Annotated in this window: 14 protein-coding genes; 6 read left to right on the top strand and 8 right to left on the bottom strand. The window is 64.3% G+C overall.

Going from position 1 to position 15,962, the window contains the following annotated elements; translation table 11 throughout:
• Positions 1 to 180 precede the first annotated feature (180 nt).
• Positions 181 to 1,713: an ISL3 family transposase gene (locus ABZ803_RS34380; RefSeq protein ID WP_357045902.1), complete on the bottom strand. Its 1,533-nt coding sequence runs from the start codon at positions 1,711 to 1,713 to the stop codon at positions 181 to 183.
• Positions 1,714 to 1,789: 76 nt separating this feature from the next.
• Between ABZ803_RS34380 and ABZ803_RS34375 the strand changes: the two genes are divergently transcribed.
• Positions 1,790 to 1,990, top strand: a complete 201-nt coding sequence (locus ABZ803_RS34375) for a hypothetical protein (RefSeq protein WP_357045900.1) — start codon at positions 1,790 to 1,792, stop codon at positions 1,988 to 1,990.
• A 93-nt stretch (positions 1,991 to 2,083) separates the two neighbouring features.
• On the opposite strand, the gene ABZ803_RS34370 is transcribed toward ABZ803_RS34375, so the two are convergent.
• From ABZ803_RS34370 to ABZ803_RS34345, 6 genes are all read right to left on the bottom strand, one after another.
• On the bottom strand, positions 2,084 to 2,974 hold the full coding sequence (locus tag ABZ803_RS34370) for a hypothetical protein (protein WP_357045898.1): 891 nt from the start codon (positions 2,972 to 2,974) through the stop codon (positions 2,084 to 2,086).
• A 70-nt stretch (positions 2,975 to 3,044) separates the two neighbouring features.
• On the bottom strand, positions 3,045 to 4,415 hold the full coding sequence (locus ABZ803_RS34365) for a cytochrome P450 (protein WP_357045897.1): 1,371 nt from the start codon (positions 4,413 to 4,415) through the stop codon (positions 3,045 to 3,047).
• Between the two features lie 181 nt (positions 4,416 to 4,596).
• Positions 4,597 to 6,249, bottom strand: coding sequence for an FAD-dependent monooxygenase (locus ABZ803_RS34360; RefSeq protein ID WP_357045895.1), 1,653 nt, complete (start codon positions 6,247 to 6,249; stop codon positions 4,597 to 4,599).
• Positions 6,250 to 6,330: 81 nt separating this feature from the next.
• A complete protein-coding gene (locus tag ABZ803_RS34355) occupies positions 6,331 to 7,128 on the bottom strand; it encodes an SAM-dependent methyltransferase (RefSeq protein ID WP_357045893.1) in 798 nt (265 codons plus the stop codon).
• Between the two features lie 70 nt (positions 7,129 to 7,198).
• A complete protein-coding gene (locus ABZ803_RS34350; RefSeq protein ID WP_357045891.1) occupies positions 7,199 to 8,035 on the bottom strand; it encodes an SAM-dependent methyltransferase in 837 nt (278 codons plus the stop codon).
• A 62-nt stretch (positions 8,036 to 8,097) separates the two neighbouring features.
• Positions 8,098 to 8,877, bottom strand: a complete 780-nt coding sequence (locus tag ABZ803_RS34345) for a histidine phosphatase family protein (RefSeq protein ID WP_357045889.1) — start codon at positions 8,875 to 8,877, stop codon at positions 8,098 to 8,100.
• Between the two features lie 272 nt (positions 8,878 to 9,149).
• Here ABZ803_RS34345 and ABZ803_RS34340 point away from each other — a divergent pair, with 272 nt between their 5' ends.
• Complete coding sequence (locus tag ABZ803_RS34340) at positions 9,150 to 10,241, top strand: hypothetical protein (protein WP_357045887.1); 1,092 nt, start codon at positions 9,150 to 9,152, stop codon at positions 10,239 to 10,241.
• On the top strand, positions 10,238 to 11,389 hold the full coding sequence (locus ABZ803_RS34335) for a hypothetical protein (RefSeq protein ID WP_357045885.1): 1,152 nt from the start codon (positions 10,238 to 10,240) through the stop codon (positions 11,387 to 11,389). The genes ABZ803_RS34340 and ABZ803_RS34335 overlap by 4 nt, the downstream gene beginning before the upstream one ends.
• A 297-nt stretch (positions 11,390 to 11,686) precedes the next feature.
• Here ABZ803_RS34335 and ABZ803_RS34330 read toward each other — a convergent pair whose 3' ends face one another.
• Complete coding sequence (locus tag ABZ803_RS34330) at positions 11,687 to 12,442, bottom strand: HD domain-containing protein (protein ID WP_357045883.1); 756 nt, start codon at positions 12,440 to 12,442, stop codon at positions 11,687 to 11,689.
• Between the two features lie 581 nt (positions 12,443 to 13,023).
• Here ABZ803_RS34330 and ABZ803_RS34325 point away from each other — a divergent pair.
• From ABZ803_RS34325 to ABZ803_RS34315, 3 genes are all read left to right on the top strand, one after another.
• Positions 13,024 to 14,046, top strand: a complete 1,023-nt coding sequence (locus tag ABZ803_RS34325; RefSeq protein ID WP_357045881.1) for a tyrosine-type recombinase/integrase — start codon at positions 13,024 to 13,026, stop codon at positions 14,044 to 14,046.
• Between the two features lie 521 nt (positions 14,047 to 14,567).
• Positions 14,568 to 15,203 carry a sigma-70 family RNA polymerase sigma factor gene (locus ABZ803_RS34320; RefSeq protein WP_357045879.1) on the top strand — a complete coding sequence of 212 codons (636 nt, stop codon included), beginning with the start codon at positions 14,568 to 14,570 and terminating at the stop codon, positions 15,201 to 15,203.
• Positions 15,200 to 15,871 carry a hypothetical protein gene (locus ABZ803_RS34315; RefSeq protein WP_357045877.1) on the top strand — a complete coding sequence of 224 codons (672 nt, stop codon included), beginning with the start codon at positions 15,200 to 15,202 and terminating at the stop codon, positions 15,869 to 15,871. The genes ABZ803_RS34320 and ABZ803_RS34315 overlap by 4 nt, the downstream gene beginning before the upstream one ends.
• Positions 15,872 to 15,962 lie beyond the last annotated feature (91 nt).

Below are 15,962 nucleotides of genomic sequence, written 5' to 3'. Positions count from 1 at the left end.
GTTGAACGCCTTCGACATCACCTTCGAAGGCCGACTCAGCGCTGGACGGAAGTAACCCAATCAAACCGGGTTACACCGTTGGCTGGACAGACCCGTTGTTGACAGGAGCTTCGTGGTAGTCGCCGCGGGGTCTGTCCAGCCAACGGCTCTGTCTCACTTTCGGTGGTGACGAATAGCAGGCTATGCCAACAGGATTCGGTGGCGCAGCAGTGAGAAGCCGGCCCGGCCATACATTTGTCGCTTGATCAGCTTGGTCTTGGTGTTGACGCCCTCGATCGGGCCATTGCTGTAGGGAAGGGTCAGTCCAGCGACCGCGGCGTCGTGGTCTTGGTCGAGGCCGACCAGGAAAGGTTCGAGCTCGGGCAGCCGGGCCTCGCGGACCTGCTTGATCCAGCAGTCGAGATCGCTGCCGCGCCGGTTGCTCATCAGTTGTGCGAACTCGTGCACGAGCCGTGCCAGAGCGGTCATCTCGGGGCAGGTGGCCAGAAGTTCAGCCAGGTGGGTGCGACGCTCGTCGGGCAGCTCAGCCGGGCGAGTCATGATCCAGGTGGTGAGCCGCCGGGGCGAGGGCCCAATCCGGTCACTGACATGACGGCCCTGGTTGACGTATTTGTAGAGCAGGTAGAGGCTGCCGGTATAGCCGAGAGCTTTCAACTCCTCGAACAGCCGCAAGACCGGGATGCCGGGCTCGGCCGCGCGGCGGGCGCGCAGGTGATCACGGTAGGGATCGACCAGGCAGGCGCGATACTGCGGCGGGCGGCGCATCCGGTCCGGCTCGGGCACTCGGGCGTAACGCTTGACGGTGTTGAGCCCCAAACCGAGCCGGCGTGCGCAGTCGAGCAGCCCGACGCCGTGGTCGAGCAGGTCGTGAATGGCATGCCAGCGCTCGATTGTGGTTTGCTCACGGGTTAACTTTTGGCGCTTGGGTCCGTGTTTGGCCCAGCAAGCGCTGTGGGCCACGACCGCCTTCTCGACCACCCGCCCCAGCCCGTTCCACAGATGCCAGCGGTCCGAGGCCTGCACCGCGGCGGGTAGCGCCCGGCGGGCGCCCTCGGCATAGGCGGTGGAGCCGTCGCGCACGATGATCTCGACACCGGGATGTGCGCATAACCACGCCCGCAACGAATCGGATTTGCGATCGGGCAGCACGTCGATCCGTTCGTGGGTGGCGGCGTCGATCAACACGCTGGCATAGCGTTGCCCACGGCGCAGTGCGAAGTCGTCCACGCCCAGCACTTTCGGCACCGGCCGATTCGGCAGCGGAATACCCAGCAGCGCCCGGATCGCGGTCTGGCGCGAGAACCGCAACGCCATCGCTGACAGCAGCCGGACGCTGGCCCGTCCGGCCAGCTCGCGCACTACCGACTGCACCAGCTGGGTCATACGCGTGGTGCGCCGCTGATGGCGGTCCAGGACTCCGGGCACCTGCTCTCGAAACGTTTTGCAGCAGTCGGGTGTTGGGCACACGAGCCGCCGGACACGGACCCGTAGCCTGACCGACCGGCCGTCGATCGGAACGTCGACCACGCTCCGATGGTGATAGGCGTGCAACCGCGTCGATTCTGCTCCGCAGCCAGGGCAAGCGGCTGGACCATCCGGCGTCCGCGCCCGCACCAGGATCCGCTCACCCTCATCGACCACATCCTGGACCACCAAGGGACTCAACCCCGAAAAGACCACAGCAGCAGGCACATTCACCAAACACACCGGCACATCGTGCCGTCACCGGCACCTAATCACCACCGAAAGTGGGACAGAGCCGTTGTATTTACAGTCCCTCGCCGCGCTCTTGAGCGATGATGCCGAGCTGATGGGTGGTGGCCGCGACAGAATGAACATCGCCGATGCGTCCGAACGCCTCCAGGGCCTGGTGGTACAGCCTCTTGTCTCGATATCTATTTCTGACCCGTCGCGTCAGACAGCGAAGCCGTGTTCTTTGCGCTTCGTTGTAGAAGTGGCCCTTGCCGCGTGGCGCATCGTTGACTCATGACTGGATCTTCTGTACCCGAGGTTGGAATGCAGCAGCGAAGCTGGGAGGTAGATGCTGTTCGTGGGCCCGGGGCCAGGTGTGCGTGTGCGTCGGTCACGGCCGCGGTCTTCCGCGTGGAATTGGCAGATGTGCCAATTGCTTTCCTAGCCAGAAGGTTACATCGCTGATTTCCGTGGTGACCCACCGCCGGTAGCCGCTGTCCGGATCGACGATGATCTGTCCGGACTCGTCCACAACCAGATGCTCTTGGGTGAATTCGAACGGCATCAGCAATCCTGCGGCTGTCGTCGCGATGGGCAGCGCAGAGCACACCGGGTCGCCGGGCCAGCGGTCCAGAAGTGGCTTGAGCGCGGGGGCTGCCGGTACGCCGCATGCTGCCAACAGCCCGTTGTGCATGGTGATCTCCGCAACCGAGACCGTCTGCGATCGTACGAGCATCAGATCTTCCACGGACTGGACAACCGTCGCCGCGTCAGCAGGGGCGTGGAGAAATTCGGTGCCGGACAGGGTGACCGCGAGAAGCGTGCGCAGCTGCACCTCATGTCGAAGCGTGCTGGCGAGTGTGGTCGGGGAGCCGGTGGCGATCCAGCGCACAGCCGGAGTGGAGGTCGCGCATACTTTCCGGACCGCGGCGAGAACCTCCACGCTCGGATCCTCGACAGCGGCAGCAGGTGAGCCGTCGCTGTCGTGTCCACGGTGTTGTTGTGGCGGTTGCGCCTGGGCGACGACCGGGACGTCGTCGCGGCCGACCGAGTCCAGGACGAAACGGGCGTATCTCGGTGCGTGACTGTCGTCGTCACTGGTGACGACGAGCGCGAGATCGTCCGATGCTGCGGCGCTCAGTAGTGCCAGCAGGTTGCCGGGATCGCTGCTGATCGGCGCCTCGAAGATGACCGGGGTGCGCGCGAGTTCGCGTGCTGGTGGTCCAGCCTCACGAAGCTTCTTGGCGAGGCTGGACCAGCCGTATATCTCGGCGCGCCACAACTCGTGGTAGTACCACGCGGTGGGGTCGCAGCAATCGTCGTCGTCGATATCACCCACAGCGAGGATCCCTTCACAACCGGCGGGAGGTAGGGCGGCGTCGGTTCAGCGCCGGACCGCCGGTCAGCATCCCCGCGGTGTTCGGCACCGTGGTGAACGACCACAGCCCCGTCACCAAAGGCGGCGTCGCGGGGAATGTGACCGGCAGCGCAGACAGCGCCCGGTGGAAAGGCCCAGGCCGCCAGACCAGTTCGGTCGCGGGCACGGCCAGTTTCATCTCAGGCAGGGCATCGAGCAGTTGATCGACACAATGCTCCGCGACGAGATACGCAACCGACTTCGCTGGGCAGATGTGCGGTCCCGCGCCCCACGCCAGATGTGACCGATTGCCGGTGCGGTCTTGAGCGCTGATCGCGGGGTCGTGGTTGCACCCGGCGAGGCTGATGAGGACCGGCTGGTTCGGCGGCAACCACACTTCGTCGATCAGCGTCGGCTGGCGGGGGTATCTGATGCAGAAGTTGGTCATGGGCGGATCGGTGAACAGCACCTCGTCGAGCGCGTCACGCGTCGACAAGCTCCCCCCGTGGAGGTCGCCGTGGAATCGGGGGTCGTTGAGAGTAAGCAATACGGTGTTCGTCAGCAGGTTGCGCTGGGCTTCGAAGCCCGCGCCGTAGAGACTTGCCAGCTGGGCGAACATCTCCTCGTCATCGAGAGCGGCCGGGTGGCACACCAGTCGTGAGGTGATGTCGTCGCCCGGCTGGGCGCGTTTGAACTTGATCAGCGCGCTCAACGCATCACGCAGCATGGCTACGCCTTGGGCGGCGTCTCCGCCGGAGTCGAAACGCAACGCCATTCCGGTGGCGATGCGGTCACCGATTTCTGGTGAGCAGCCGATGATCTCGTTGAGGACTGCGAGCACCAGCTTGGAGGCGTATTGCTCGAGCAGGTCGGCGTGACCGGTCTGACAGAACTGGTTGATCAGTGCCACAGCTTTGCCCTCGACGAGAGCGGGGATATCGAACAGGTTCACCCCGTCGATAGCGTCGGCGCAGGCCTGGCGAAGGCGCTTATGGGTGTCCCCGTCGGTGAATCTGGCCGCCTCCAGATGTCCCATCATGCTTAGAACGGCCGAGCCCGGCGGCACGTGCTGTTGCCAGATGCGGGGGTCGGATCGAAAGTGGTCGGTGTCGTGAAGAATTTTCACAGCCGTCGCGTGCCGAACAACAAGCGTCGCGGGAACTCCTGGCTCCAGTTCGACCGGCGCCAGCGAACCATATTGCTCACGGAGGCGGCCGTAAAGGCCGTGCGGGTCGGCGGCGAAGTCCGAACCGTAGAGGGGAACGCGCGGATCGTTGGTGGGGAATGGAGACCCGTGCGAGACCGGGCAGATTCTAGTCGGCGTGGCCGTCGGGTCCGGGGGTGTCGGTGTTGGGGGTGTTGTCATTCGAGGTCGTACTCCACATGAGAATTCGAGGATGAGGGGAAGGGAACGAAACGGCGATGCGGGTCGCTCGGACAGGCGTCTCCCGCGGCTGGTTGCACTGACGCGGGTTCGAAAGATTCGGCGAGGGTGAGATGGTCGCGCGGTCGGCGCGGCGAGTGGGGCGCGCTACGGGCTGCCGCTGTCAGGTCAAGACAGCGCCGAGCTTGTTGAGAAGCGCGTCCTGCTCGTCTTGTAGGCAGCGCATGTCGACATAACGGTCCGACCGCAGCAGGCACAGCGCGTTTCGGCCGCGGGCACCGTAGACCGAATGGAACTGTCTGGTTTCGGCCATGATGGAGGGGACCGGTGCGTCGCTGCGAACTCCGGGCGGCGTGACGAGGGTGAATCGGACGCGTTCTCCGAAACGCTCGTGGACCTGGCGGGCCAGTTTCGTCCATGCCGCAGCCGAGTCGGGCTTGTCCTGGACACCCAGCAGCGTGTAGTAGTGACCGATCTGGTCATGGACGCGCTGCTCGCGGGTGATGGCGACGTTGGGGGCGCGGTCGCCGGCAGTCAACCCTTCCAGCACTGTGAGCCCCGCGCCGTGCTCGATAGCAGCTCGATAGTGGAGTCGGTGACCGGAGATCTTCCCGACGGCTTCGTCGTTCAACGCTGCCGCTGCCGCGGCGCGTTGTTCCAGGGGCGTGCGAGGGTCCATGATCACGCTGTGCACGCGGCCGGCGACCTCGCCCGCCTGGATCGCGGCCTGGCGCCGTTCGGTTTCGTACGAACGCAGCAGCGAGGGATCGGCCAGGCCCTTGACGACCAATGCCAGCTTCGGGGCGAGATTGATCGCGTCCTGCAGGGCCAGATTCAGGCCCATGCCCCCGGCGATGGTTTGGGTGTGAGCGGCGTCGCCGCACAGGATGATGTTGCCGCTGTCGTTGCTGTAATGGGTGGCGATGTGCTGCCCGAGCCGGAAATCGCTGATCGCCGACTTCGGCTCACCTACGATCACCGCACCGTTGAAATGCACGTCGAACGCTGCTTGGAACAGGGCGTGGGTGGTCTCGGCGCGGTGGCCATCGCTTCGGAGTTCGCCGATGATCACCCGGAACAGCGGCACCTGCGGATCACCGGGCAATGCGGCGAGGAATACCAGACGCTGATCGCAGATCAGATAGTGGAGGCGGTCGCGGGGAAGCGGCAGCCCCCACAGCACGGTGTCCACCATTCTCAGGTCGTTGTCGTATGCCGCGCCGACGAACTCGATGCCCAGCTGACGACGCACGGGGCTGTGCGCCCCATCGCAGCCCACCATGAACTCGGGGCGGATCACCTCCACAGCATCGCCGCGTTTGCCCAATGTTGCCGTGATCCGACCGCCGTCGTCACAGGTGAGGTGCCGCAGTTCGGTGCCCCACAGAATGTCGCACCCGAGCGACTCCAGACGCTGACGCAGAATCCGTTCGGTGACTTCCTGAGAGATGTCCAGGACCTCGCGGTATTTCGTATGCCTGAGCCGTGTGAAAACCAGTTGCGGAGATTCATTTCCGGGGTTGGCGCCCTTGAAGTGGTAGTCCATCGAGTAGCTCGGCAGACCTGCCGCACTGAGGCTGTCGGCAAGTCCGATCGCTTCGAGATCCTCGCGCGTGGACGAATGCAGCGTGATCGCACGGGTAGCAGACCACGGGCCGAGCCGTTTGTCGATCACCACACAAGGCTCGCCCCGCAACCACAACTGCAGAGCGATCGTCAACCCAGCAGCGCCGGCGCCCACAACGACAACCCGGGAGTCCGACACAGAAATGGCAGACATGCTAATACTCCTGAACAAGACCTCAATGATCGCCACAGAAATATTGAGAAGTTGGGCGTATTCGCCCGAATTCTCGTAACTCGAAAGCGGCGGAAAACCCGCCGGTCGACAATCGCTCTACGGTTTGCGTGCGACCGCGCCATAGGCCGAGATCGGCCGCAGTTCGCCCACTTCCGTCTCACCCGCGCGCCACTGCGTAATCGAGACGAAGCCCGGCTCCACCAAGTGCAGGCCGTCGAAAACACGACGCAGCTGAGCCTGCGGTCGGGGGATGTAGGGCACACCGCCGGTGCCGGTGTAGTTCTCGCACAGCGTGACATACGCCTTGCTGTCGTCGGTGCCGTCCCACATCACCAGGTAGCTGCCCGACGGAACGGAATCCAGCACGGTGTGCACGATGCGCAGCAGATCGTCGTAGGTCTTGGCATGGCCGAGCACGCCCATGAACATCACGGCGATGGGCTCGTTGAAGTTCAGGACGTGTTTGGCGTCGGTGATGATCCGCTCGGGATCGTGGTAGTCGGCGTCGATGTAGGTGGTGACGCCCTCCGGTGTGGTGGAGGTGAGCAGCGCTCGCGCGTGCGTGAGCACCAGCGGATCGTTGTCCACGTACACGATCCGGGACTCGGGCGCCACGCTCTGGGCTACCTCGTGGGTGTTCTGCATGGTGGGCAGGCCCGTCCCGATATCGAGGAACTGGCGGATGCCCTGCTCGCCGGCGAGGTAGCGGACGGCGCGGATGAGGAACTGGCGCGACTGCACCGCCATGGTGGTGATGTCCGGATCCACCTCGATCCCGGCGTCGCCTGCGATGCGGTCGATTTCGTAATAGTCCTTGCCGCCCATCCAGTAGTTCCAGATCCGCGCGGAGTGGGGGATGTCGGTTCGGATGAGGGGGCTGTGGTCTTCGGGCATGGAGTGTGCGCTCCTACACGGGGTGAGAGGTTCGAGTGACCGCTCGAGCGGCGGCCTCGCTGAAGCGGAGTCAGCGGCGCGGAAGATGTGTCACGTTGCCGCGTTCGTGGGGTTTGAAACCGAGGCCGCCGAGCAGCAGGTGTTCCTCGGTGAGCCGCGGCCGCAGCGCGGGACCCATCGGCCACCAGTCGTCGAGCTCGACCAGACCGGGCTCGATCAGGTCCAGATCGCCGAAGTAGGAGGCGATCTGCTCCCTGGTGCGGTACCAGCCGGAGCCGAGGCCCATCTCGGTGAAACGCCGTTGCAGCTCGATGGCCATCTCGTGCGCCTCGCCGCCGTCGGCGGGATCGTAGAAATGCGTGATCGCGACGTAGGAGCCCGCGGGCAGCGCATCGATGTACCGGCGCATGATCCCCGCGGGATCGAGATCGTCGTCGACGTGGTGCAGGATGCCGCACAGGATCAGCGCCAGCGGGCGGGTGAGGTCGAGGTGCTGGGTGATCTCGGAGTGCGCGAGCAAGGTTTCCGGCGCGGTCAGATCCGCGGGCACGAAATGCGTGAACTCGTTGCGCTCGAGCAGCACCCGGCCGTGGATGTTGCACACCGGATCGTTGTCGACGTACACCACGCGCGCCGTGGGATTCTGCTGCTGGGCGATCTCGTGTGTATTGCCGACGGTCGGCAGACCCGCGCCGATGTCGAGGAATTGCTCGATGCCCGCGGCGCCGGCCAGATAGCGCACCACGCGGTGCAGCCGGCGGCGATTCATCCGGGCCACATCGCTCTGCCGCGGCGCGACTTCGGCGACTTTGTCGCGCACGAACCGGTCGACTTCGTAGTTGTCCTTGCCACCGAGGGTGGCGTCGTAGACGCGGGCGATGCTCGCGAGCGTCGTGTCCACGCCCACGGGAGCGCGGACACCAGTTTGAGGAAGGAGCTTCAAGGGGGGACTCCAGCGAGAGTGTCGGTCTACGGAGTTTTCGGGGAGAAGGCGGATGCGCCAGCAGAAGCTGTGATGGATGCCGTGCTCGAGTCGTGAGGGACAGGCGAGAAGTTACGACCACTGCGTGGGCCAGATGCGGGCGTTGCCAGGTGAGCGAGGTGCGTTCGATCGTTGTGGCGGGTCAGTATCCATCGGCGCTGCAGTGCGCCGTCCTCGGAGTCTGCAGCGGGAGCTGAGATCCACTCGGTGATCGCGCTGTTGTCGGTGTGGACATTCTGGGATCTCGTGGGAGGAACGTCGAGGTAGAGCTGGAACGACGCTGCGATCGTGTCCTTGTCGCAAACGATGAGCAGGGTCTGACCGGGGTGCCGGTCCGAGAGCTGCTCGAGTTCGCGCCGCGTTCGATCAACCACCTCGGTCCAAGACTCCGCGCCCTCAGCCAGCGGCGTATCGGGGGACAGCTCGAGGGGCGGATCGAAGGTCGCCAAGACCTCGTCGACGAGCTTGCCTTCTGCGGCGCCGTACGCGCGGCATTCGAGTGCCGCTTCGACGGCGGCACCGCCCAAGGCAACCGCCAAGAGGTTCGCGGTGTCCTCAGCCCGGGCCACGTCGGTGTGGTAGATCCGCGCCACTTGAAGTGGCAGTTGCGCCAGCGCTCGACCGAGTAATCGCACCTGATCGTGACCGGTGCGATCCAAGCCGCGGCATCGGCGGGACCCCATGAACTCATTGCGGGCATCGGCGAGCGAGTGTCCAGGACGGATGAGGAGCATCCGTGTGCCCAAGGCTGGTGCACTGCTGGTCATCGGGATCACTCCTCTTCGTCGTATCGCAAGCAGTCGACGTCTGGGGCTGGATGTGACGTTCCGCCGTGGTCGCCCGTGCGCGTGCGCAATGCTCGGATCCGGTTGTGTGCCCTACTGGGGCATGCATGACCTTGCCGCCGAGCGCTATCGCATCGCGATACCGTCTTTCGATCATGTGGAGCTTCTCGCTATCGCGCCTTCTGATCTGTTGATCGTCTAGTGATCATCTGTGCTAGGTTCGGCGCGCAGTAGGGATGACGAAGGGTGGGAGGGTGACTGCTGGGCTCATTCGCCTCAAAGTTGAACTGCAGCAGAGGCATTGCCAGACGCACGCAGCCTTCTGCCGTGAGTACGACAGGGTCGCTAAGACCATCGATCCGGAGCTGGTGGGCGAAGGTCCGGGCCGCGCGCAGTTTCACCGTTGGCTTCGCGGTGACGTGAAAACGCTGCCTTATCCCCACCATTGCCAAGTCCTGGAGAAGATGTTCCCGGGCATTACCGCGGCCGAGTTGTTTCAACCGTGGACCCCTGACCTGCGCCCCGCGCCCACCATCCCCATCGAGTCGGACAGCGCGGCACGAGACGTAGTGGAGGTCATCGGCGACAGAATCAAACGCCCTGCATTCGGTGCGATCGAATGGGCCCCCGACCAGCCGAGCGACGTCGGCCGCGCCCTCACTGTCTCCTCCACGCACAGCCCACCCGCCGCCAACGAGACGACCGCAGTGCTCGCACAACGGCTGTTGCAGCTCAAGCGAACTCGGCGTCTCACCGACCGGGAAGTCGGCCAACTCGCTCACCTGGCCGGCAACGTCATCGATCTCGACAGCAGCACAGACATCCAGATCAGCAGCGACGGTTCGGCGTCCTTGACCTTCAAATACCTGGTGCTCAACCTGACCGACCGGCCGCTGACACGCCTGTCTCGCGAGCTGTGGTTCGAGTCCACCGATGGGCGGCTGGACATCAAGCCGTTGCGCGAGGCCGAACGTCGCATCGCCATCCAACGCATCCACGACACCGCGCACCTGGCGAAATTCGCGTGTCAGCTTTCACCGCCAGTCCAACCGGGCGAGTCCGCCGTGGTCGGCTACGTGTGCACAGGCGGGAAGTTCGTCGGCGCGCACTACTGGCGACGATCGTTCTACCGCTACACCCGCCGGTTCACCCTGAACCTGCGCCATATCAATGCTGGGGAACTGTCCAGTTGCTCAGCCGTCGAGGAACATCCCGACGGTGCGGAAAACTCCGCAACCGAAGCCCTGATCTGGGATACCGAAGGAAACGACGTCCTCATCAGTCTCACCCGGGAGTACCTACGCCCGAATCAGTCGATCACACTGCACTGGAAGGTTGCCCCGTGAGAACTCGTGACGCTGTCGAACACGCCATCCGAGCATGGCACCAGCACGAAATCGACCGGGGCGCGGCCGCGGTGATCGACTTCGATTTCTGCCCTTCCACCGACCAGGCACCCGCGCCCGCTGACCGGCTCACCACATTCCGGCGATTGAGCCGATTGCTCGATGTAACCGATGAACCCGCGGTCGCCCAGCGACTCACCGCCGACCTGACCTACTTGCGCGCGCTCATGGGGGAGCGCCCATCTCTCGACGAATACGTCCGCGCCACCCAGGGATGCCCAGCAGCCGGATGGCCCGCAGACTACGTCACGAGCAAGGGAGAAACGGCGCGCAAGGCTCTTGAAGCTCTCGGTGTGAGCTGGGGCGAAGACACCGCTACCGAACTCGCCGAAGCCGAGGGCCCGCTCGACGCCGCCGACGTGGCTGACGCGATACGCCAAGCAGCCACAGAGTATGAGCCGGTCGTCCGCCGCGCGACAGGCTCCGAAGCAGCATATGAACTCACCATCGAATCCGCGGACGTCGATGCCTACTGGGCATTCTGGCTCGACGGCGGCGGACAGCGCGTTCGGTTGCGCATCAACATGCGCAACGCCAACTTCACCAAAGTCCGGGCCCGGCAAATGGCCCTGCACGAAGTTCTCGGACATGGCCTGCAGAGCGCCAGCATCTCCGCTCGCTGCGCCGTCGAAGACGTCCCATGGGTTCGCCTGCTCTCCGTGCACGGACCCCAGCAAGTCCTGCTCGAAGGCTGGGCCCAGGCCATGCCGCTGTTCATCACACCCGACGACGAAGCATTGGTGGCCAGCACCAGACTCGTGCACTACACCCAACTGGTCCGGGCTGAACTCCACCTCGCTATCAACGCCGGGACCTCCATCGAGTCCTGCGCCGACCACGCCCGCTCCCGCGTCCCGTGGTGGAATGACAACCTCATCGGCGGCTTGCTGGCCGACCGCAGCACAAACCCACTACTCAGAACCTACATGTGGGCATATTCCGCAGGAATCGATTATTTTGCGAACCTAGCCGAGGCCGAACCGCCCGTCATCCAATCTGTCCTTCACAACGCCTACCGCGCCCCACTCACACCTGCTGACCTCGAACGACTCTGGCCCGGCGGACCCACTGTCGGCGGCTACGCGTAAGGCTTGTGAGATGTCGAGCTCGATACACCACCTGGGCTGACTCAACTGAAACGTCGTCGAGAGCACACGAGTGGTGTCGTCCATCTTGGCGTTCGTCTGCCACGGGCAATCGCTGCGTCATCTATCAGGAGCTCGAGACTTCGCACGCGATCGGACTTGTAATTGGCTGACCGTTCAGAGCCTGCGATTTCGCATCACCATGTTGAAGTTGAATATTCGGACGGAAAGTGATTCGTCCCGGCAGGCAAGGTTGCTGTCCCGCGAATCGCCCGGGTTGCCTTTGCGTGGGGCTCGGGGCTATTCGGCGAATGGCGACGAGTTGACCATGAGGTCGAATCCGAAGCTGCGCAGAAGTGCGGTTCGTCCGCCGGGGACTGCTTCGGCTTCCCGTGCCACGGCTGCGATCACGAGGCGCTTGAAGTCCAAGCGTGGATAGCGGGAGATTATTTCGGCGACCCACTGCGGGTCGAGTTCTTGTATGCGGTTGCCGAAGAGATCGACCCCTGCGCCAGCGGCGAGTGCTCCGGCGAGGTCGGAAAGGTCGGAGTCGGCGCCGAGAGTCATGTGGCCGGCGATGCCGTCTCGGATGAGGGCGACCCGATCGGCGGGCACCTCAAGTTCGCCGAGCAGCTGGGCGGCGTGCTCTGCGCCGCGGACTGCGAAACAGCGGTCCGGCTGTGGGTTTTCCAGTTCGATGTCGTGAAGCATGGCCGCGGTGTAGAACAGTTCGTCATCCAGTGGGGCGCCGTGTGCGCGGGCGAGTGTTTTACCGAAGGCCCAGACTCGGTAGGAGTGGCTGAGCATGCTGGCGCTCAGCACGCCACGCGCTTCTCGTCCGGCGGCCAGCCCCATGGGTGTATCGGGTGGCTGCAGCGCTGTGGGGTCGAGTCGGGCGGCCGCTGTCCGAGCACCGAAGAACGACGCGATGCGACCACCCAGTAAGCCGGGCATCGTAATGAGCAGAAGCCCGAGCAATTGATTCATCTGACGACGAGTCAAATTCCCTCCGCTGGTGACAGCCCAGTTCCAGTCGAACCCCGGGGGCGGCGCCATGACACACCTCGACTTCCTTGAAGCAACAGTATGCGAGAATCGCACGAATCGTGGCGCAAAGTCGGCCACGGGCGCGATGTATCTCCATACCAGAATTGGTAGCACTGGCCCCTCCCGTCAATAGCAGTAGCCAACCCAACTTGTACAAGTGATTGCATACCGTCACCCACGCCGGGTGGTCGAACTATGCTCAAGCTGAATGTGGGCTCGCCGCGGAACACCATGAAACCGCTCGTTGTATCATCACCGGTACAGCTGCGCGTCGGTTGCTCGAGCGTGCTCTTTTGTCGGGTGATTCGCTCCCGCACCATGCGCAACAAGCGAGATCGAAGTCAATATCTGGCCGGATCGGTCGGGGTGGCGACGACTCCGATGGTTTCCCTTCGGTATGCCTCGGCTGCCAATGATTTTTCGCTTATCGGCGGTGTGGTCATCTCACGGAGCGTCATTGTTTCTTAGGCTTCGATCTATTGTCGATTAGTGCCCATCGCGCGGTTCCGGTTGGGCACTAATCGTATTAAGTGGCGCATTGTCGGTGGTGAGTGAGATCCTCGACGGGCGGATCGTGCCGGGAGGTGAGTATGGGAAGCGCTGTCACCGCGGTGGTGCAGAGAGCGTCGATGCGGAAGTCGGCGCCGCGGTCGTTGTGGGCGCGGGAAGAGCTGGACCGGTTCGAGATGTATCTGGCGGGTCGAGACGATCTGTCGCCGCGGACCCGGGAGACCTACTGCGAGCGCGTCGCGGATCTGTTGCGATGGCTGGAGACTCGGGCGGATCGTCGAGAGGCGCTTCATGATCCGGTCGTTCGGGATCGGGTCGTGTTGGCGTACCACGATCATCTGACCGGTGAGCGGCGGGTGCTGCCGTCGACGGTCAACCTCGCCCGTGCGGCGATCAACACCTTCTATCAGTGGCGCGGTGTGGGGCCGACCGCGCTCGCGCGGATCAAACACCCGGCACGCACCCCGCGCACTCTCACCGCTGGCGAGCAGAGTGCACTGCTGCGCGCGGCGGCGGCGCGCAGCCACCGTGACTTCGCGATCGTCGGGCTGCTGCTCAACAACGGCCTGTCGCTGTCGGAAGTTCGCCTGTTGGATGTGGAGGGGTTATCCTTGCGCGCCGAGTCCGGTCATCTCGAGGTACGTGCACTTTCCGGGGCCACGCGGACGGTTGTGCTGGCGGCGAGCACTCGACGCCTGCTGGGGCTGTGGCTGGCCGAACGGCGCGCCATGCTCGGCGCGCTGCGTCCGCGCGCATTGTTCGTTTCCGAGCGTCGGCGGCGCATTTCCTCGAGCTCGATCGACCGCATCGTGCGCACCATCGGTCGCGAAGCCGGGCTCGAACTGTCACCAGGCACCCTGCGCTACACCTTCGATACCCGCATGCTGGAATCCGGCATCGAACCATGGATCGTCGCGCAGACCATGGGACTGACCCGCCCCAACCCACAGCGCCTGCACACCCTGCAGCTGCCCCTCGAGCCCCGCCTCGCCAGCAAGATCGCCGAAGCAATGGCCGTACCGGACACCGTTCCGCCCGCCCACCACCAGATTCCGGCGGACGCAGCCCGACCGACCGACCACCAGTTGGCCTTCGACCTGTGACGCTGACCTACCGGGCTGAAGAACGAGCAACCCTCGCGCGTCTCGAGCTGTTCCTGCGGACCGTGGCGGCCGCGACCGGTGATGCCGCACTCGCCGAGGACGTTGCACTCCGAGGCGATTCCGTGACGCCAGCGGCGGCATCGCTCACGAGCTGGACAGATTCTTCGGCGTGTCGGCGCGACTGGCCGTGGCGGGTTCAAGAATTCATGCTCGCGCTACGAAGTAGGTGGCATGACGCTGTTGTGGGTTGGTGAGGGTCGGCTGTCGATGGCGGGCCCGCTTGCGTGGTGCTCTGCGTTCGTACCGGCGATCCCGCGTCCCCTATCGCAGCTACCGAAGCCCCGGCGGCTGCCGGCCACTGTCAGGGCCGCGCGTCGTCGTCACGTGTCCGCCACCACCATGCTCGCCGGCGTCCGCCGCCGCACCGACGGCACGCGGCCACGGCCGATCCTTCCCGAAGGCGTCGCACGGATCACGGGAGCGGAGTTCTCCGGCCTGATCGGCAGGGAGTTTTCGGCACGATGACAGATCAGCAGCATCCTGCCGGTCCGCAACGCCGGTTCAACAACCTGTTTCGCTCGCACGCTCCCGCAGTGTTCCGGCTCGCGATCAAAGCATTCGGGGGTGATCGTGACCGGGCCAACGACATCGTGCAGGAAGTGTTCCTCGCCGTGTGGGAACAATACGACCGCGACTTCCTCAACGCCGAAGCGCCCGAGGCGGCAGCGTTGATCATGACAATCGCCAAACGCCGCGTGATCGATTCGTGGCGGCGCAGCGACGGCGTCGTGTCCGTGCCCGACTACACAGACACCGCGGTGCCGATGCTCGGGCTGTCGGTGGTGACCAAGAACCCCGCCGACCGCGTCCTCGACGACGACACCGTCAAATACGTATGGCAAATGCTGCGGCAGAACCTGACCGCCACGGAATACCGAGTGGCAGTGATGGCGTGGGATCTGTGGCTGCCGGATGCGGAGATCGCGAAAGTGATCGGCGCGAGTGTGTCGACGGTGCACTCACACAAGAGCCGAGCCCGCAGAAGGATCCGGGCGATCGAGAACAGCGGGAACTACCGGATCGAGTTCGATCCACACGGCCACTTCCCGCACACCCCGCGCACAGGGGCCGATAACGGAGGTGAAGTAACAGCATGACCAAGGACACCGAAAGGGACACCACCACCACCACGACAGTCAGCATCTACGAGGTATTCACCGAACTCGACGGCTACCTGGCATCCGACGACGACTACCGCTACGACGTCGATACAGGTCTGCAACAACTGCAACGCACCATCAACCAGCTCACCACAGCCGAAACCGAGCAAGCCCAGTTCAACCCGCGCCTTCGCGATGACGACGCCGCCGCGGTGGGAGACAGGGTGGTCGGCGCATCAGCGGCGAACGCGGTGCCGCTGAGAGAGATCGTGGCCGGACGCATGAACGATCTGGTCATCGGGCCCTTGCGGATCGCCAGTGCCATCTCCCCGGAGGTCGCGATCCGCCTGGCCGACGGCATCCGTGGACAGCGGTGGGCTTTGAGCTGGCTGCCCGGACGGGTCCTGACCCGACAACAAGCCTTCAGCGGCATGGTGCTCGATGAAATCCTCACCGACCCTCACGAACTCGACAGCGCCACCATGATGCTGGTCATGGCCGAACTCGCCGCCGAACTGTCGATGTCGCTGGAACAGGCCCTGCTGCGACTGTCCTACATCAAAAAGGACGACCACTACCCCCGATACCGGTGGAGCCGATGCGCACCGCAACCCGGACACCGCGGTATCGACACCGAATGGCCGAGAATGCGGAAAGCCGAATAGATCCGCCCAGTCACGATTCTCTGGACGGACGCCCACGACTTGAGACGAAGACAGTTCGATTTGGAGAAAACCTCAGCGCGAAGGTACATTT

The organism is Nocardia sp. NPDC047648 (genome assembly GCF_040642815.1).
Taxonomy (GTDB): Bacteria; Actinomycetota; Actinomycetes; order Mycobacteriales; family Mycobacteriaceae; genus Nocardia; species Nocardia gamkensis.
The sequence above is the reverse complement of the archived record's forward strand: the minus strand, read 5'-3'. Positions and strand labels throughout refer to the sequence as shown.

Excerpts from the sequence above, each read along its gene's own strand:
- ABZ803_RS34330 (WP_357045883.1), bottom strand. The coding sequence starts at position 12,442 with ATGGCGCCGCCCCCGGGGTTCGACTGGAACTGGGCTGTCACCAGCGGA.
- ABZ803_RS34365 (WP_357045897.1), bottom strand. The coding sequence starts at position 4,415 with ATGACAACACCCCCAACACCGACACCCCCGGACCCGACGGCCACGCCG.
- ABZ803_RS34355 (WP_357045893.1), bottom strand. The coding sequence starts at position 7,128 with ATGCCCGAAGACCACAGCCCCCTCATCCGAACCGACATCCCCCACTCC.
- ABZ803_RS34345 (WP_357045889.1), bottom strand. The coding sequence starts at position 8,877 with ATGACCAGCAGTGCACCAGCCTTGGGCACACGGATGCTCCTCATCCGT.
- ABZ803_RS34320 (WP_357045879.1), top strand. The coding sequence starts at position 14,568 with ATGACAGATCAGCAGCATCCTGCCGGTCCGCAACGCCGGTTCAACAAC.
- ABZ803_RS34325 (WP_357045881.1), top strand. The coding sequence starts at position 13,024 with ATGGGAAGCGCTGTCACCGCGGTGGTGCAGAGAGCGTCGATGCGGAAG.
- ABZ803_RS34315 (WP_357045877.1), top strand. The coding sequence starts at position 15,200 with ATGACCAAGGACACCGAAAGGGACACCACCACCACCACGACAGTCAGC.